Raw genomic sequence first — 13,612 nt, forward strand, 5'->3', positions numbered from 1 at the left:
ACCGCGGCAGGCCGCACCGGCGTCCACAGCGGGCTGCCAGCAGCCCCTGCCCGACGCGGAGAAGCCCCACCGCCAGTGGGTGCGCCGCGGTGTGCCGCGCCCTGCGCGGCCCGGATGGCCCGGCACCCGTGCCGGGTGGACGGCGCGCCAGGTAATCGTCCCGCACCGGACAGTGCCGCCCCGACGGGCGGCGAGCCAATGGAGCCGAATCCCGGCCGGCGCGCGCCGAGGGGAGCCGCGTCCGGTGGCCGTTCCCCGGACAAGGAGGAACATGGCTCCGGACGGAACCGGGCAGGCGGCGCTGATGCCCGCCTGGATCATCATCGCGCTCATGGTGGCTTTCTACGGCGGCACCTTCGCGATGTCGCTGTTCATCGGCAAGAAGAAGGAGAACGCCGACGGCTACATGACCGCCGGCAACAAGATCGGCTTCGGGATCTCCGCGGCATCGATGACGGCCACGTGGATCTGGGCCGCGTCGATGTACGCCTCGGCGACCTCGGGCTACACCTACGGCATCTCCGGCCCCATCCACTACGGGCTCTGGGGCGCCCTGATGATCCTGTTCATCTACCCCTTCGGCAAGCGCATCCGCCAGGTCGCGCCGAAGGCCCACACCCTCGCCGAGGTGATGTACGCCCGGCACGGCCGCTCCTCGCAGCTGATGCTCGCCGGGTCCAACATCCTCGGCAGCGTCATCAGCCTGACGTCCAACCTCATCGCCGGCGGCGCGCTCGTGGCGATGCTCTCCCCGTTCACCTTCCAGCAGGGCATCCTCGCGATCGCCGCCGGCGTGCTGCTCTACACGCTCTGGTCCGGCTTCCGCGCGTCCGTGCTGACGGACTTCGCGCAGGTCATGGCCATGCTCGGCGCCGTCGTCGTCATCATCCCCACGGTGTTCTTCGCCGCCGGGGGCACCGGGATGTTCACCCGGGGCGCCGCGAACCTGACCCCCGAGCAGGGTGACTTCTTCTCCTCCGAGGCGTTCATGAACCAGGGTGCCCCCTACATCGCGGCCGTACTGGCCTACGCGATCGGCAACCAGACCATCGCCCAGCGGCTCTTCGCCGTCCGCGAGGACCTCATCCGTCCCACGTTCGTCACCGCGACCGTCGGCTACGGGGCCACGATCATCGGGATCGGCATGCTCGGCGTCATGGCCCTGTACCTGGGGATCGAGCCGATGGGCGGGGACACCAACAACCTCATTCCGCAGATGGCCGCCACCTACCTCGGCCCCGTCATGCTGTGCCTCTTCTTCGTCATGGTCATCGGCGCGCTGTCCTCGACCGCCGACTCCGACCTCGCGGCGCTGTCCTCGATCGCCATGGCCGACTTCTACGGCCAGTCCAAGGGCAAGGGCAAGGCCGATCCGAAGACCATGCTGCTCGTGGGCCGGGCCACCATGGTCCTCGCCACGGGCGCTGCGCTGTACTTCGCGTCAGGGCAGCTGAACATCCTCGACCTGCTCGTCTTCGTGGGCGCGCTGTGGGGATGCCTCGTGTTCCCGGTCATCGCGAGCTTCTACTGGAAGAAGGTCACCAACGCGGCGTTCACCGTGGCCGTTCTCGCCGCGCTTGCCGCGTTCCTGCCCGTGCGCTTCTCCTGGCTGCCGCTCGACGGCGTGGCCGGCCTCGTCGTCGACGTCCTGGCGGTCATCGGCATCGGCGTGGTCATCGGCCTCATGTCCTTCGGCTTCTTCGGAGCCCGCGTGGCCCGCATCGCGGGGACGGCCGCCGCGCTGGCGGCCGCACCGTTCGCCGTCGGCGTCCTGCACGAGTACGCCGTGCTCAGCGCCTCCCTGCTCGCCTACGCCGTGTCCACGCTCGTCTGCTGGCTCATGTCCCGGCGGTCCTCGATGGAGTTCGACTTCGCCTCGATCCGCCGCACCGTCGGCGACTTCGACCCGGGGCCCCACGAGGCCGTCCCGTCCGCCACCGGCACCGCGAAGTAGGAAGGAGACCCCATGGAAGCGTTCTGGCTCACCGTCTACGTCCTGGTCTGGCCCGTCGTCGTGGCCGGCACCCTCGCCGTGATCGCGCGCGCGTTCTTCCGCGAATGGGCCGAGGCCCGGCGCAACGGCCGGGACCTCATCTAGGTCCGGCCCGCCCGCCGCGACGGCCGCCCGCGTCCCCGACGCGGGCGGCCGTCGTCGTCTGCCCCGTGGGGCCGGCCGTGCCTGGGCGGTGGAACGTCCGGTGCCACGGAGCGCCGGGCTACTGCGAGAACACTGTTCCGGCGGGCAGCCTGCGGCGCATGACCTCGAGGGCCTCCGCGTTGGCGTCCACGCACACGAACCGCCGGCCGAGCGCGTGGGCCGCGGCCGCCGTCGTCCCGGAACCCGCGAAGAAGTCCAGCACCCAGTCGCCCTCGCGGCTGCTCGCGGAGATGATCCGGCGCAGGATGCCCTCGGGCTTCTGCGTGGGGTAGCCCGTCTTCTCCCGGCCCGTTGGCGAGACGATCGTGTGCCACCAGACGTCGGTCGGCAGCTTGCCGCGGGCCGCCTTCTCGGCCGTGACGAGCCCGGGCGCCATGTAGGGCTCGCGGTCCACCGCCGCCGCGTCGAAGTGGTAGCGGTCCGGGTCCTTGACGTAGACGAGGATGTTGTCGTGCTTGGCCGGCCAGCGGCTCTTGGCGCGCGCTCCGTAGTCGTACGCCCAGATGATCTCGTTCAGGAAGCACTCGCGGCCGAAGACCGCGTCCAGCATGACCTTGGCGTAGTGCACCTCGCGGTAGTCCAGGTGCACGTAGAGCGTTCCGTCGTCGGCGAGGAGCCGCCAGGCCTCGCGCAACCGGGGCTCGAGGAACGCCCAGTAGTCATCAAACGCGTCGTCGTAGCTGCGCAGCTCGCCGCGCACGGTCGTGTAGCTGGCTCCCTTGAAGCCCACGCGGTCCCCGGCGCCGTCGGCCGCGCGGACCATCGTGGTGCGCTGGCGCGCCTGGCGGCGGCCCGTGTTGAACGGCGGGTCGACGTAGACCAGCGTGAACGCGCCGTCCGGCAGGGCCGGCAGGACCCCGGCGTTGTCGCCGTGGACCACGAGGTCCGGACCGTCGGGGCGCCATGCGCCGGCCCCGGCGACCCGCGGGCGGGACGCGGCCTCCGCGGGGAGCGGCGCCAGCGAGGCGTCAGCCGTCGTCGCCTCCCCTTCCCCCACGGGGGCGGCCCCGGTCCCCTCGAGGGAACCGGGGCCGCCGGCCGGGCGTGGTGCGCCCACGCGCTACTGTCCGTCCGTGCGCTCGACGACCTCGCCGTTGCGGCGGCGGGTCCGGGAGCGGCGCCGGCGCGGGGCCGTCGACGCGGCCTCGGTGCCCGCGTCCTCGGCGCGTTGGCCCCGGCCCTCGCCGGTGGATTCCTTGTTGGGGCGGTCGGCCCGGCCGTGCGAATGGCCGTGGCGGCCCTCGCCGTCGGCGCCACCGCGCCCGCCGCGTCCGCGGCCCCGGGCACCGTCGCGCCCTCCGTCGCGGCCGGACTCCCGTCCGCCCCGTCCGCCGTCGCGTCCACCGCGGCCCGCGGGCTTCTTTCCGGTCTCGCCGAGGTCCTCGAGCCTCTCGCCCGACAGGCCCTCGAGCACGCGCTTGTTCCGCGGCAGGCGGCCCTTGGTCCCGGCCGGGATGTCCAGGTCGGTGAACAGGTGCGGCGAGGAGGAGTAGGTCTCCACGGGCTCGGCCTGGTCCAGTCCCAGGGCCTTGTTGATCAGGCCCCAGCGCGGGACGTCCTCCCAGTCCACGAACGTGATCGCGGTGCCCTTGTTGCCCGCGCGGCCCGTGCGGCCCACGCGGTGCAGGTACGTCTTCTCGTCCTCGGGGCACTGCAGGTTGATGACGTGCGTGACGTCGTCGACGTCGATGCCGCGGGCGGCGACGTCCGTGGCGACGAGGACGTCGACCTTGTTGTTGCGGAAGGCGCGCAGCGCCTGCTCGCGGGCCCCCTGGCCGAGGTCGCCGTGGATGGAGCCGGCGGCGAAGCCGCGGTCGACGAGCTCCTCGCTCAGCTTCGCGGCGGAGCGCTTGGTCTTGGTGAAGATGATCGTGCGTCCGCGGCCCTCGGCCTGCAGGACGCGGGCGACGATCTCGTCCTTGTCCAGCTGGTGGGCGCGGTAGATGACCTGGCGGATGTCCTTCTTGGTGATGCCCTCGTCCTCCGGATCCGCGGCGCGGATGTGCGTGGGCTGGGACATGTAGCGGCGGGCCATCGAGATGACGGGGCCGGGCATCGTCGCCGAGAAGAGCATGGTCTGGCGGATCGCCGGGGTGGCGCCCAGGAGGGTCTCGACATCCGGGAGGAAGCCCAGGTCGAGCATCTCGTCGGCCTCGTCGAGGACCACGATCCGCACGTTCTTGAGGTTCAGGTGCTTCTGCCGGTACAGGTCGATGAGTCGGCCCGGCGTCCCGACGACGATTTCGACGCCGGCGGCGAGCTGCTCGATCTGCGGCTCGTAGGCGCGGCCGCCGTAGATCACGGCGATCCGCGCGTCACGCTGCGTCGACGCCTTCTCGAGGTCCGCGGCGACCTGCACGGCGAGCTCGCGGGTCGGGGCGACGATCAGGGCCTGCGGGGCGCCCGGCACGGGAAGCTGCGCGTAGCCGTCGTCCGTGGGGCCGACGACGCGCTGCAGGGCCGGGATGCCGAAGCCGAACGTCTTGCCCGTTCCCGTCTTGGCCTGCCCGATGATGTCGTGGCCGCCGAGGGCCACCGGCAGCGTCATCGCCTGGATGGGGAAGGGATGCAGGATCCCCGCGGAGGCCAGCGAGTCGACGATGTCCTGGCGGACGCCGAAGTCGGCGAAGGTCTGCTCGGGCAGCTCGTGCGGGGTCTCGTCGGTGGCGAGGCTGGTTTCGACGGTGATTTCCTCGGTGCCGGAATCGGCCGTCAGGTGCTGTTCAGGTGTCAATGACTTCTCATTCTTCTCGGCGCCGGTCCGGGCGTGCTCGACGCTCCTGCCTTGTCAGGCGGAACGGAGACCACCGCGTGCGCGGCGCATCCAGCGGAGCCGATCGCGGGCTATCAGGCGCGCATGTGGCGTGCCATGGTGCAGGTTCGCCGGGAAACACTGCTGAAATTCGTGCGGTTCAAAAACGACCGGGCATCCTTGTCTACCCGGCCAGTCTAACGTGCGACGCCCACCGTGACGCGCATAGACTGTCCGGGAACCACGGGAGCCCGCCAACGGGCTGAGAGGGCAGGCCGGCGTCGACGCCGGACGGGATGCCGACCGTTGAACCTGATCCGGGTCATGCCGGCGGAGGGAAGGACACCTGTCGATGCGCTGCGTCGTCGTCGGGGCCGGGATCGTCGGCCTCTCGATCGCCTGGGATCTCGTGCGCGCCGGCGCACATGTCGCCGTCGTCGATCCCTCGCCCGCCGCGGGGGCGACCCGCGCGGCCGCGGGCATGCTCGCCGCCGTCACCGAGTTCCATTACCAGGAGGGGGCGCTGACCGCGCTGTCCGTCCCGGCGCTGCGGGGGTGGCCCGCGTGGGCCCGCGAGCTCGAGGCTGCGTCGGGCCGCGCGTGCGGCTTCCGGTCCGAGGGCACGCTCGTCGTGGCGGCCGATGCCGCCGACCGCGAGGCGCTGGCCCGGCTGAGGGCCGCGCAGGAGGGTGCGGGCCTGTCCGTCGAGGAGGTCGGCGTGCGCGCCGCGCGGCGCCTCCAGCCGCTCCTGTCGCCGCGGCTCGCCGGGGCCTTCCTCGCCGCCGACGACGCGCAGGCCGACCCCCGGTGCATCGCGGCCGCGCTGCGCGCCGCGCTCGACGCCTCCGGGCGGGTCGAGTGGGTGGCCGGCCGGGTCCTGCGCGTCGCGGCGGGCGCGCCCGCCCGGGTGGAGTACGACGGCGGGTCCCTCGCCGCGGACGAGGTGGTCCTGGCCGGCGGAACGGGGCCCGCCGACGGGCCGGCTGGCCGCACCCGGGACGGATTTCCGGCAGGGGTCGATCCCGTGGCAGGGCGGACCGCCACGACGCGGCCGACCGGCGGGATCGTCGTCGACGGGCTGGGCGCGGCGCCCGCCCTGACCGTCCGGCCCGTGTACGGCGAGGTCCTGCGCCTGCGCGCCGCCCCGGGAGGGCCCGGGCTGGAAGGCACCGTGGTCCGCGGGCTCGTCGAGGGCCGCGGGGTGTACATCGTCCCGCGCGCCGACGGCGAGGTCGTGCTCGGTGCCACGGAGCGCGAGGACGACCGCACCGGGGTCAGCGCGGGAGGCGTCTACCGCCTGCTGCGCGACGGGATCCGCCTGCTGCCCGCCCTCGCCGAACTCGACCTGGTCGAGGCGACGGCCCGCGCCCGTCCCGCCACGCCCGACAACCTCCCGCTGCTCGGCCGGCTCGGCCCCGGGCTGATCACCGCCAACGGCTTCTACCGCCACGGGGTCCTGCTCAGCGTCGCAGCGGCCGGCGCCGTCCGGTCCCTCGTCGACGGCCGGGCCCCGTCCGGCCTCGAGGCCTTCGACCCCTGGCGCTTCACGCCGGACGCCCGGCGGGACCACGACGCCCCCATCCTCCCCGCCGTCACCACGACGGCGCCGCACACTACCCAGGAGACACCGTGACACCTCGAGACGCCACCGCCCACGCCGCAACCTCCGTCGCCGCCCCGGGGGCGGCGCTGCTCGTCAACGGGGAACCCCTCGCTCCCGTGCCGGCCACCGTCCTCGACCTCGTCGCCCGCCGCACCGGGCGCAGGCTGCGCCCCGACGGCCGTCCCGTCGACGGGGCCCCGCTTGGCGTCGCGGTCGCCGTCAACCAGGAGGTCGTGGCCCGGTCCCGCTGGGCGGAGGCCGCGCTGGCCCCGGGCGACACGGTCGAGCTGCTCACCGCGGTCCAGGGAGGCTGAGCCCGTGGCACAGGAGGACTCCTGGACCGTCGACGGCGTGGAGCTGGGGTCCCGGCTCATCACCGGGACCGGCGGCGCGCCGAGCCAGCACGTGCTCGAGCAGGCGCTCGAGGCCTCGGGAACCGAACTGACCACGGTCGCGATGCGCCGCCACCGCCCGGGAGGCGGCGAATCCATCTACGAGATGCTCGTGCGCCGCGGCATCCGCGTCCTGCCGAACACGGCCGGCTGCCACACCGCGCGGGAAGCCGTGCTGACGGCCGAGCTGGCGCGGGAGGCCCTCGAGACCCACTGGATCAAGCTCGAGGTCGTCGCCGACGAGCACACCCTGCTGCCCGACGCCGTGGAGCTGCTCGACGCGGCCGAGCAGCTCGCGGGGCGGGGCTTCGCCGTCTTCGCGTACACGAACGACGACCCCGTCACCGCCTTGCGCCTCGAGGACGCCGGGTGCGCCGCCGTCATGCCGCTCGGGGCCCCGATCGGGACCGGGCTCGGCATCCTGAACCCGCACAACATCGGGCTCATCGCCGCCCGCGCGTCCGTCCCCGTGGTCCTCGACGCCGGCATCGGCACGCCGTCCGACGCCGCGCTGGCCATGGAGCTCGGCTGCGACGCCGTGCTGCTGGCCACCGCCGTGACGCGGGCCGAGGACCCGGCGCGGATGGCCACGGCCTTCCGGCACGCCGTCGTCGCGGGCCGGCTCGGGCACACGGCCGGCAGGATCCCGCGGCGGAACCTCGCGCTCGCCTCCTCGCCCCTCGGCGGCCGCGGGGACTTCGACTAGGAGGCCCGGCCGTCCGCGGCGGCGATCCGGAAGAGGACCTCGCGCCGCGCGATGTCGGCCGTGACGAGCTCCACCTCGACCTCCGTGCCGAGCTCGGCACGGCCCTCGTAGCGGGCCGTGATCGGCGGGTCGAGTAGCTGGATCGTCCCCGTCGGCAGCCGTCCGTCCTCCGCGGCCTTCGCCGCCTGCGCCTCGCTCGGCCCGTCGATGGTGGTCCCCGTGAAGCGCTCGCCGACGCGCCCGTGCAGCAGGGCGGCCTCGACGGCGTCGATCGACGCGCGCTCGACCGTCCCGGCCACCCGGTTCGAGGACTGCATGAGGTCCGGCAGCAGCGGCAGCGCTGCACGGACCTCCTCGGGGACCCCGCTCTCCTGGGACAGGGAGAGGCACACCATCAGGACGAATCGGTCCACGAGGCGGCGCAGCGGAGCCGTCGCATGCGCGTACGGCGCGGCGATCGCGGACTGGACGGCGTCCGCCTCCGGCGGGGCCCCGCCGTCGAACGCCGTGTAGGACGCGCCCCGGAACAGGGACGTCGCCGCGTGCATGAGCGCGAGGTGCTTGGGCTGCTCCAGCTCGAGCGAGCGCAGGAAATCGCCGTACGCCGTCTCCCGCGGCCACGGGCAGCCCAGCGCCGCTGCCTGGCGACGGAACTGGGCCACGCTGCGCTCGTCCGGCGCCGGCATGGTGCGCAGGATGCCGACCCGGCCCTCGAGCATGATCCGGGCGGCCTCCATGCCCGTCATGAGGGAGATCTGCGCGTTCCAGTCCTCGACCGGCAGCGGCGCCCGGGCGGTGAGCCGGTAGTGGCCGGCGTCGTCGAGCTCGACCTCCTGCTCCGGCAGGCGCAGGCTCGCCCCGCCGCGCTCGTGCTCGAGCCGGATGCGCTTGAGCCCGACCTCGCGCAGCAGCTGCAGGCACTCGTCGGCCGTCCCGGCGTCGAGCTCCGCCTGCACCCCCTCGTAACTGAGCTTCGCCCGGCTGCGGATCCCCGCCCGCTCCAGCGCAGAGGAAAGCACCGAGCCGTCGGGGCCGAGGCGGAACGTCCAGAGGTACGCGCTGCGGACCTGCTCCGGCAGCAGGCTCCCGGCCTGCTCGCCGATGACGTCCGGGTGCAACGGGATGCGGCCCTGCGGCAGGTACAGCGTCTGGCCGCGCAGCCGCGTCTCCGCGTCCAACGCCCCGCCGACGGCGACGAACGAGGGGACGTCGGCGATCGCGTAGCGCACGGTATAGCCGTCGCCCGCGCGCTCCAGGTGCACGGCCTGGTCGAGATCGGTCGACGTGGGCGGGTCGATCGTCACGAACGCGACGTCCGTCGCGTCGGCGACGGGAAGCTCCTGCGCCGCCACGGCCGCCTCGGCCTCCGCGAGGACGGCGGGTGGGAAGGACTCCGGCAGCTCGAGCTCGACCGCGAGGGAACCGAGCGCCTCGGCCAGGAGGGTCTGCCGCGTGCTGCCGGAAAGTCCAATCTGCTTCATCGCCATGGGGACAGGCTACAGAACGGCCCAAGGAGTAGGGTGGCAGGCATGACCGAGCAGAACGTCCCCGCCCTCGACGAGGCCACCCGCTCGCACTACGAGGCCGCCCTCTACGGGCTCATGGCCTACCGGGAGCTCACCGCGTTCGAACGGCTCTCCTCCGATGCCCGCTTCTCTCCGGCGCTCGCCGACCGGGAGGCCCTCGCCCGTCTCGCCGTGGCGGAGTTCGCGCACTTCGAGCTCGTGAGGGCCCGCATCGAGGAGGACGGCGGCGACGTCCAGGAGGCCATGCGCCCCTTCGCCGCCGAGATCGACGCCCTCCACGAGCGCACGCGGCCGGGGGACTGGTACGAGTCGCTCATGAAGGCCTATGTCATCGACTCCGTCGCCGGGGACTTCTACCAGGCCGTGGCCCTGGCGCTGGACCCGCGGGCCCGGCAGCTCGTGGCCGAGGTGCAGTCCATGGACGCCCAGACCGGCTGGCTCCGCGACCGGCTGCGCGGCGCCCTCGCCGACGATCCACGGCTGGCCTCGCGCCTCGCCCTCTGGGGCCGGCGGCTCCTCGGCGAGGCCCTCACGGGTGCCCGGCGGATCGGGGACCGCCACGACTTCTGGAACGGCCTCGTGGAGCTGGCCGACGCCGAGGCCCGGGCGGAACACGTCGCGCGGCTCTTCGCGACGCTCGTGGAGAACCACTCGCGGCGCATGAGCGAGCTCGGCCTGACGGCCTGAGGCGGCCGCCCGAGGTCGGGGCCGGAAGGGCACGGGGCCCGGCAGCCGTCAGGCCGCCGGGCCCCGTGGTCCGCTAGTGTGCGAAGCCCACCCGGCGCGGCTCCTCGGCGCCGATCTCGACGAAGCCGATGGTCGCCGTCGGGATGATCACGGTGCGCCCCTTGGCGTCGGTCAGCTGCAGCTCCTGGCCGGAGTGCAGGGCCTTCGTCACGATCTCGGCGACGCGGTCCGCCGATTCGCTCGATTCGATGACCACTTCGCGGGCAACGTTCTGGATTCCGATGCGTACGTCCAAGCTGGGCTCCTTCGTCGGTTGGACTACTGGGTACGGGCACCGGCCGCGCTGACCGGCCGCACGGTGTCCCGCAGTGAATCTATGTCAGGACTCCTTGGGGAATCGACCGATTCCGCGCCAAGCTAAACGGGAGACGAGCTCGCTCGCCGCGTCGAGGTCGACCTCGTCCTGCGCCTCGAGCCACGCCCGCGCGGCGACCTGCGCCATGCCGGCCAGTCCGCGGCCGAGCAGGACGGCCTGCGCGCGCGGCAGCTTGGTGTCGTCCGCGATGACGTCGGCGACGGAACCGGCGAAGCGTCCGTTGAACTCCTCGAGCCGCGAGGCCACGTCGGGATCGTTGATGAGGTCGGATTCGAAGACGAGCCGGTAGGCCTGGCTGTCCTCGGCGATGAACTCGAAATACGCGCGGATGGTGGCCTGGACCCGCAGCTTGTTGTCCGACGTGGAGGCGATCGCCGCGAGCAGCAGCTCGGACAGCGAGGCCAGATGGGCGTCGAGCAACGCCAGGTACAGCTCGCGCTTGCCCGGGAAGTGCTGGTAGAGCACGGGCTTGCTCACCATCGCGACCTCGGCGATCTCGTCCATCGCGGCCCCGTGGTAGCCGTTGGCCACGAACACGCTGTGGGCGGCACGCAGCAACTGGGCCCGTCGCTCCTCGCGGGGCATCCGTTGGGTGCGCTGGTGGCGCTGCTGCCGCTCTGGGGTCGTGTGCACGAACTGCCTTTCCTCCATCCGCCGGGTCGTGGTGGGCCCCGGCGCCTGCCGTCATTCTACGGCGCGGTAGGCGTTTGGGACCCCTCGGCGCGCCCCGCGACGGGACTACAGTGGGGGCATGGATACCGCGACACCCCAGCACCCCGGACCGCTCGTGGAACCGGGCCCCGAGCTGACGGCCGAGGAGCTGCGGAGGTATTCGAGGCACCTGATCATCCCGGAGGTCGGCCTCGCCGGACAGCGCCGGCTCAAGAACGCCCGGGTCCTCGTGATCGGCGCGGGCGGCCTGGGCTCGCCGGCCCTGCTGTACCTCGCCGCGGCGGGCGTGGGCACGCTGGGCATCATCGACGACGACGTCGTGGACGAGTCGAACCTGCAGCGCCAAGTCGTCCACGGGGTCTCCGACGTCGGGCGGCCCAAGGCGGCTTCCGCGCGCGATTCCGTCCTCGAGCTGAACCCCCTCGTCGACGTCGTGCTGCACGAGGAGCGGCTCGACTCCTCCAACGCGCTGGAGGTCTTCTCCGGCTACGACCTGATCCTGGACGGGACGGACAACTTCGCCACCCGCTACCTCGTCAACGACGCCGCGGCGATCCTGGCCAAGCCCTACGTCTGGGGTTCCATCCTGCGCTTCGACGGCCAGGTCTCCGTGTTCTGGAACGGCCACGGCCCCACCTACCGCGACCTCTACCCGGAGGCCCCGCCCGCGGGCACGGTGCCGTCGTGCGCGGAGGGCGGCGTGTTCGGCGTGCTGTGCGCGCAGATCGGCTCGGTCATGGTGGCCGAGGCGGTCAAGCTCATCACGGGCATCGGCGATCCGCTGCTGGGCCGGGTCCTGATCCTTGACTCGCTCGCCATGTCCTGGCGCGAGATCCGGCTCCGCCCGGATCCGGAGACGGTGCAGCCGGAGCGGCTGCTCGAGGACTACCCGGCCTTCTGCGGCCTTCCGGCGGACGACGCCGGTCGCGTCCTCCCGTCCGTGGGTCCCCGCGAGCTCGAGGTGCTGCTGCGGGAGCGGTCGGCCGGGGTGGGGGACTTCCACCTCGTGGACGTCCGCGAGCCGGGGGAGGCGGAGATCGTCTCGATCGACGGCGCCGAGCTCGTGCCGCGCGGGCGGGTGCTCGGCGGCGACGTCGAGCTGCCCCGGGACAAGCCGATCATCCTGCATTGCAAATCGGGCGGGCGTTCCTCAGAGGTGCTGGCCCACCTGCTCGAGCGCGGTTACGCGGACGCGAGGCATCTGGAGGGCGGGATCCTGGCCTGGATCGACGAGGTGGAGCCGCACAAGAACGGCTACTGACGCACCGACCCCGTGGCGGCCTGACCGGAGGCCGGGCAGGCGGCGGGCGGGACCGTTCCGTCGGCGGCCGGAAGGGCCTGCGGCGCCTGCGGGGTGCCGGGCTGCGGCGTGCCGTGCCGCGGGGCGGCGGTGCGTCCCGTGGCGGGGGCCTGCTGCGTGAGCGTGATGCCGAACAGGGTCGCGAGGGCGGCTTCGACTTCCTCCTGGCGGCCCTCGGCGGCGAGCTCGCGCGCGCGGACGGTCGGGGTGTGGATGAGCTGGCGCATCATGCGCCGCATCGCGAACTCGACCTCTTCCGAGGCGGCGGTGCAGCCGTGCTGCGCGCGGACGCGCTCCAGTTCCGTCTCCAGGACCGTCTGGGTGTGCCGCCGCAGCGCCACGATCGCGGCGTCGGCGGTGCGCTGGCGCTGCTCGTGGGCGAACTCCGCGGCCGCGCCCTCCACGATGCCGCGGGCCTGGTGCAGGGCCTCGGCCTGCTCCGCCGGGGCGGCCATGCGGACGGATTCCAGGGTGATGAGGTCCACGCCCTCCACGTCCTCGAGCGAGGGGTCGAAGTCGCGGGTCAGGGCCAGGTCGATCGCGACGAGCGGGCGGGCCCCGCGGCCGGACTCGGCCAGTTCCTCCGGGCCGAGCCGCCGGTCGCCGCCGCTGCAGCCGATGAGGACGTCGGCGTCGGCGAGGGCGGCAGCGAGCGAGTCGTCGTCGAGGGCGTGGCCGCCGCGGCTCGCGACGAAGCCCTCGGCGCGGCCCGAGGCGGAGAAGACGGACACGCGGCCCGCACCCCGTTCCCTGAGCAGGGACATCGTCGCGCCCGCGTAGGCGCCCGTGCCGAAGACGACGACGTGGCGTCCCGACCAGTCGTCGTCGCTCAGGTCCTCGGCGAGGTCGAGCGCGACGGAGACGATCGAGAGCCCGCGGCCGCCCAAGCGGGTGCGCGAGCCGACGTCCTTGGCGGTGCGGGAGGCCGATTGGAAGAGGCGCACGAGCGGGCCGGAGGCGGTGCCGTCCTGCTGGGCCTCGATGAGGGCCCGGCGGACCTGTCCGGCGATCTCCCGTTCCCCGATGACGGCCGAGTCCAAGCCGGCCCCGACGGCGAAGAGGTGCTGGACGGCGTCGTCGCCCGTCTTGGTGGCAAGGGCCCCGGAGACGCGGTGCTCCTCGATCCCCGACGCCGCGCTGATCCGGGAGATGACCGCGGAACGGGCGGCCTCGACGTCGTCCTCCGAGGGGGCCTCGCAGTAGACCTCGTAGCGGTTGCACGTGGCCAGGACCACGGCGCCGGTGACCGGGGCCGTCCCGTCGAGCACGTCGACAGCGACCCCGGAGGCGCCGGCACTGAGCCGTGCGACGGTTTCGAGGTCCAGATCCGAGTGCGAGGCGACGAGCGATAGGTAAACCACAGTGTCTCCATGGTAGCCCGGCGTCCCCTCCCGACGCATCGAAGGCGAGCCTTCGCGACGTGGGATTGGCCACGATGCG

At 73.2% G+C, this 13,612-nt stretch carries 13 protein-coding genes; 7 read left to right on the forward strand and 6 right to left on the reverse strand.

Going from position 1 to position 13,612, the window contains the following annotated elements:
- Positions 1-271: 271 nt before the first annotated feature.
- Positions 272-1,954, forward strand: coding sequence for a sodium:solute symporter family protein (locus ACQ3I4_RS07235; RefSeq protein WP_430633216.1), 1,683 nt, complete (start codon positions 272-274; stop codon positions 1,952-1,954).
- Positions 1,955-1,966: 12 nt separating this feature from the next.
- Positions 1,967-2,098 (forward strand): putative transporter small subunit, encoded by a 132-nt coding sequence (locus tag ACQ3I4_RS07240; protein WP_329860338.1) that lies wholly within the window; start codon positions 1,967-1,969, stop codon positions 2,096-2,098.
- Positions 2,099-2,216: 118 nt separating this feature from the next.
- Here ACQ3I4_RS07240 and ACQ3I4_RS07245 read toward each other — a convergent pair whose 3' ends face one another.
- Both ACQ3I4_RS07245 and ACQ3I4_RS07250 read right to left on the reverse strand, forming a co-directional pair.
- Positions 2,217-3,119 (reverse strand): DNA-methyltransferase, encoded by a 903-nt coding sequence (locus tag ACQ3I4_RS07245; protein WP_329860363.1) that lies wholly within the window; start codon positions 3,117-3,119, stop codon positions 2,217-2,219.
- A 99-nt stretch (positions 3,120-3,218) separates the two neighbouring features.
- Entirely contained in the window at positions 3,219-4,892 is a 1,674-nt protein-coding gene (locus tag ACQ3I4_RS07250; protein WP_329860337.1) for a DEAD/DEAH box helicase, read from the reverse strand.
- A 370-nt stretch (positions 4,893-5,262) separates the two neighbouring features.
- Here ACQ3I4_RS07250 and ACQ3I4_RS07255 point away from each other — a divergent pair, with 370 nt between their 5' ends.
- Genes ACQ3I4_RS07255 through ACQ3I4_RS07265 form a run of 3 tightly spaced genes read left to right on the forward strand, consistent with a single transcriptional unit; the run spans position 5,263 to position 7,611 of the window.
- Complete coding sequence (locus tag ACQ3I4_RS07255; RefSeq protein WP_430633217.1) at positions 5,263-6,543, forward strand: FAD-dependent oxidoreductase; 1,281 nt, start codon at positions 5,263-5,265, stop codon at positions 6,541-6,543.
- Positions 6,540-6,827, forward strand: coding sequence for a sulfur carrier protein ThiS (gene thiS, locus ACQ3I4_RS07260; protein ID WP_329860334.1), 288 nt, complete (start codon positions 6,540-6,542; stop codon positions 6,825-6,827). The genes ACQ3I4_RS07255 and thiS overlap by 4 nt, the downstream gene beginning before the upstream one ends.
- A gap of 4 nt (positions 6,828-6,831) precedes the next feature.
- A complete protein-coding gene (locus ACQ3I4_RS07265) occupies positions 6,832-7,611 on the forward strand; it encodes a thiazole synthase (protein ID WP_329860333.1) in 780 nt (259 codons plus the stop codon).
- On the opposite strand, the gene ACQ3I4_RS07270 is transcribed toward ACQ3I4_RS07265, so the two are convergent.
- A complete protein-coding gene (locus tag ACQ3I4_RS07270; RefSeq protein ID WP_430633218.1) occupies positions 7,608-9,098 on the reverse strand; it encodes an RNB domain-containing ribonuclease in 1,491 nt (496 codons plus the stop codon). The genes ACQ3I4_RS07265 and ACQ3I4_RS07270 overlap by 4 nt on opposite strands.
- Positions 9,099-9,140: 42 nt before the next feature.
- On the opposite strand from ACQ3I4_RS07270, the gene ACQ3I4_RS07275 reads away from it, so the two are divergent.
- Entirely contained in the window at positions 9,141-9,824 is a 684-nt protein-coding gene (locus tag ACQ3I4_RS07275) for a ferritin-like fold-containing protein (RefSeq protein WP_329860331.1), read from the forward strand.
- Between the two features lie 73 nt (positions 9,825-9,897).
- Here ACQ3I4_RS07275 and ACQ3I4_RS07280 read toward each other — a convergent pair whose 3' ends face one another.
- Positions 9,898-10,119, reverse strand: coding sequence for a DUF3107 domain-containing protein (locus ACQ3I4_RS07280; RefSeq protein WP_329860330.1), 222 nt, complete (start codon positions 10,117-10,119; stop codon positions 9,898-9,900).
- Between the two features lie 84 nt (positions 10,120-10,203).
- On the reverse strand, positions 10,204-10,785 hold the full coding sequence (locus ACQ3I4_RS07285) for a TetR/AcrR family transcriptional regulator (RefSeq protein WP_329860362.1): 582 nt from the start codon (positions 10,783-10,785) through the stop codon (positions 10,204-10,206).
- A gap of 166 nt (positions 10,786-10,951) precedes the next feature.
- Between ACQ3I4_RS07285 and moeB the strand changes: the two genes are divergently transcribed.
- Positions 10,952-12,133, forward strand: coding sequence for a molybdopterin-synthase adenylyltransferase MoeB (moeB, locus tag ACQ3I4_RS07290; RefSeq protein WP_430633219.1), 1,182 nt, complete (start codon positions 10,952-10,954; stop codon positions 12,131-12,133).
- On the opposite strand, the gene ACQ3I4_RS07295 is transcribed toward moeB, so the two are convergent.
- Complete coding sequence (locus ACQ3I4_RS07295) at positions 12,127-13,533, reverse strand: glutamyl-tRNA reductase (protein ID WP_430633220.1); 1,407 nt, start codon at positions 13,531-13,533, stop codon at positions 12,127-12,129. The two genes, moeB and ACQ3I4_RS07295, sit on opposite strands and share 7 nt — an antisense overlap.
- Between the last annotated feature and the right edge of the window lie 79 nt (positions 13,534-13,612).

The organism is Zafaria sp. Z1313 (assembly GCF_050563205.1).
Classification (GTDB): domain Bacteria; phylum Actinomycetota; class Actinomycetes; order Actinomycetales; family Micrococcaceae; genus JAZDCJ01.

Excerpts from the sequence above, each read along its gene's own strand:
- ACQ3I4_RS07235 (WP_430633216.1), top strand. The coding sequence starts at position 272 with ATGGCTCCGGACGGAACCGGGCAGGCGGCGCTGATGCCCGCCTGGATC.
- ACQ3I4_RS07240 (WP_329860338.1), top strand. The coding sequence starts at position 1,967 with ATGGAAGCGTTCTGGCTCACCGTCTACGTCCTGGTCTGGCCCGTCGTC.
- ACQ3I4_RS07255 (WP_430633217.1), top strand. The coding sequence starts at position 5,263 with ATGCGCTGCGTCGTCGTCGGGGCCGGGATCGTCGGCCTCTCGATCGCC.
- ACQ3I4_RS07270 (WP_430633218.1), bottom strand. The coding sequence starts at position 9,098 with ATGGCGATGAAGCAGATTGGACTTTCCGGCAGCACGCGGCAGACCCTC.
- ACQ3I4_RS07275 (WP_329860331.1), top strand. The coding sequence starts at position 9,141 with ATGACCGAGCAGAACGTCCCCGCCCTCGACGAGGCCACCCGCTCGCAC.
- ACQ3I4_RS07285 (WP_329860362.1), bottom strand. The coding sequence starts at position 10,785 with ATGCCCCGCGAGGAGCGACGGGCCCAGTTGCTGCGTGCCGCCCACAGC.
- moeB (WP_430633219.1), top strand. The coding sequence starts at position 10,952 with ATGGATACCGCGACACCCCAGCACCCCGGACCGCTCGTGGAACCGGGC.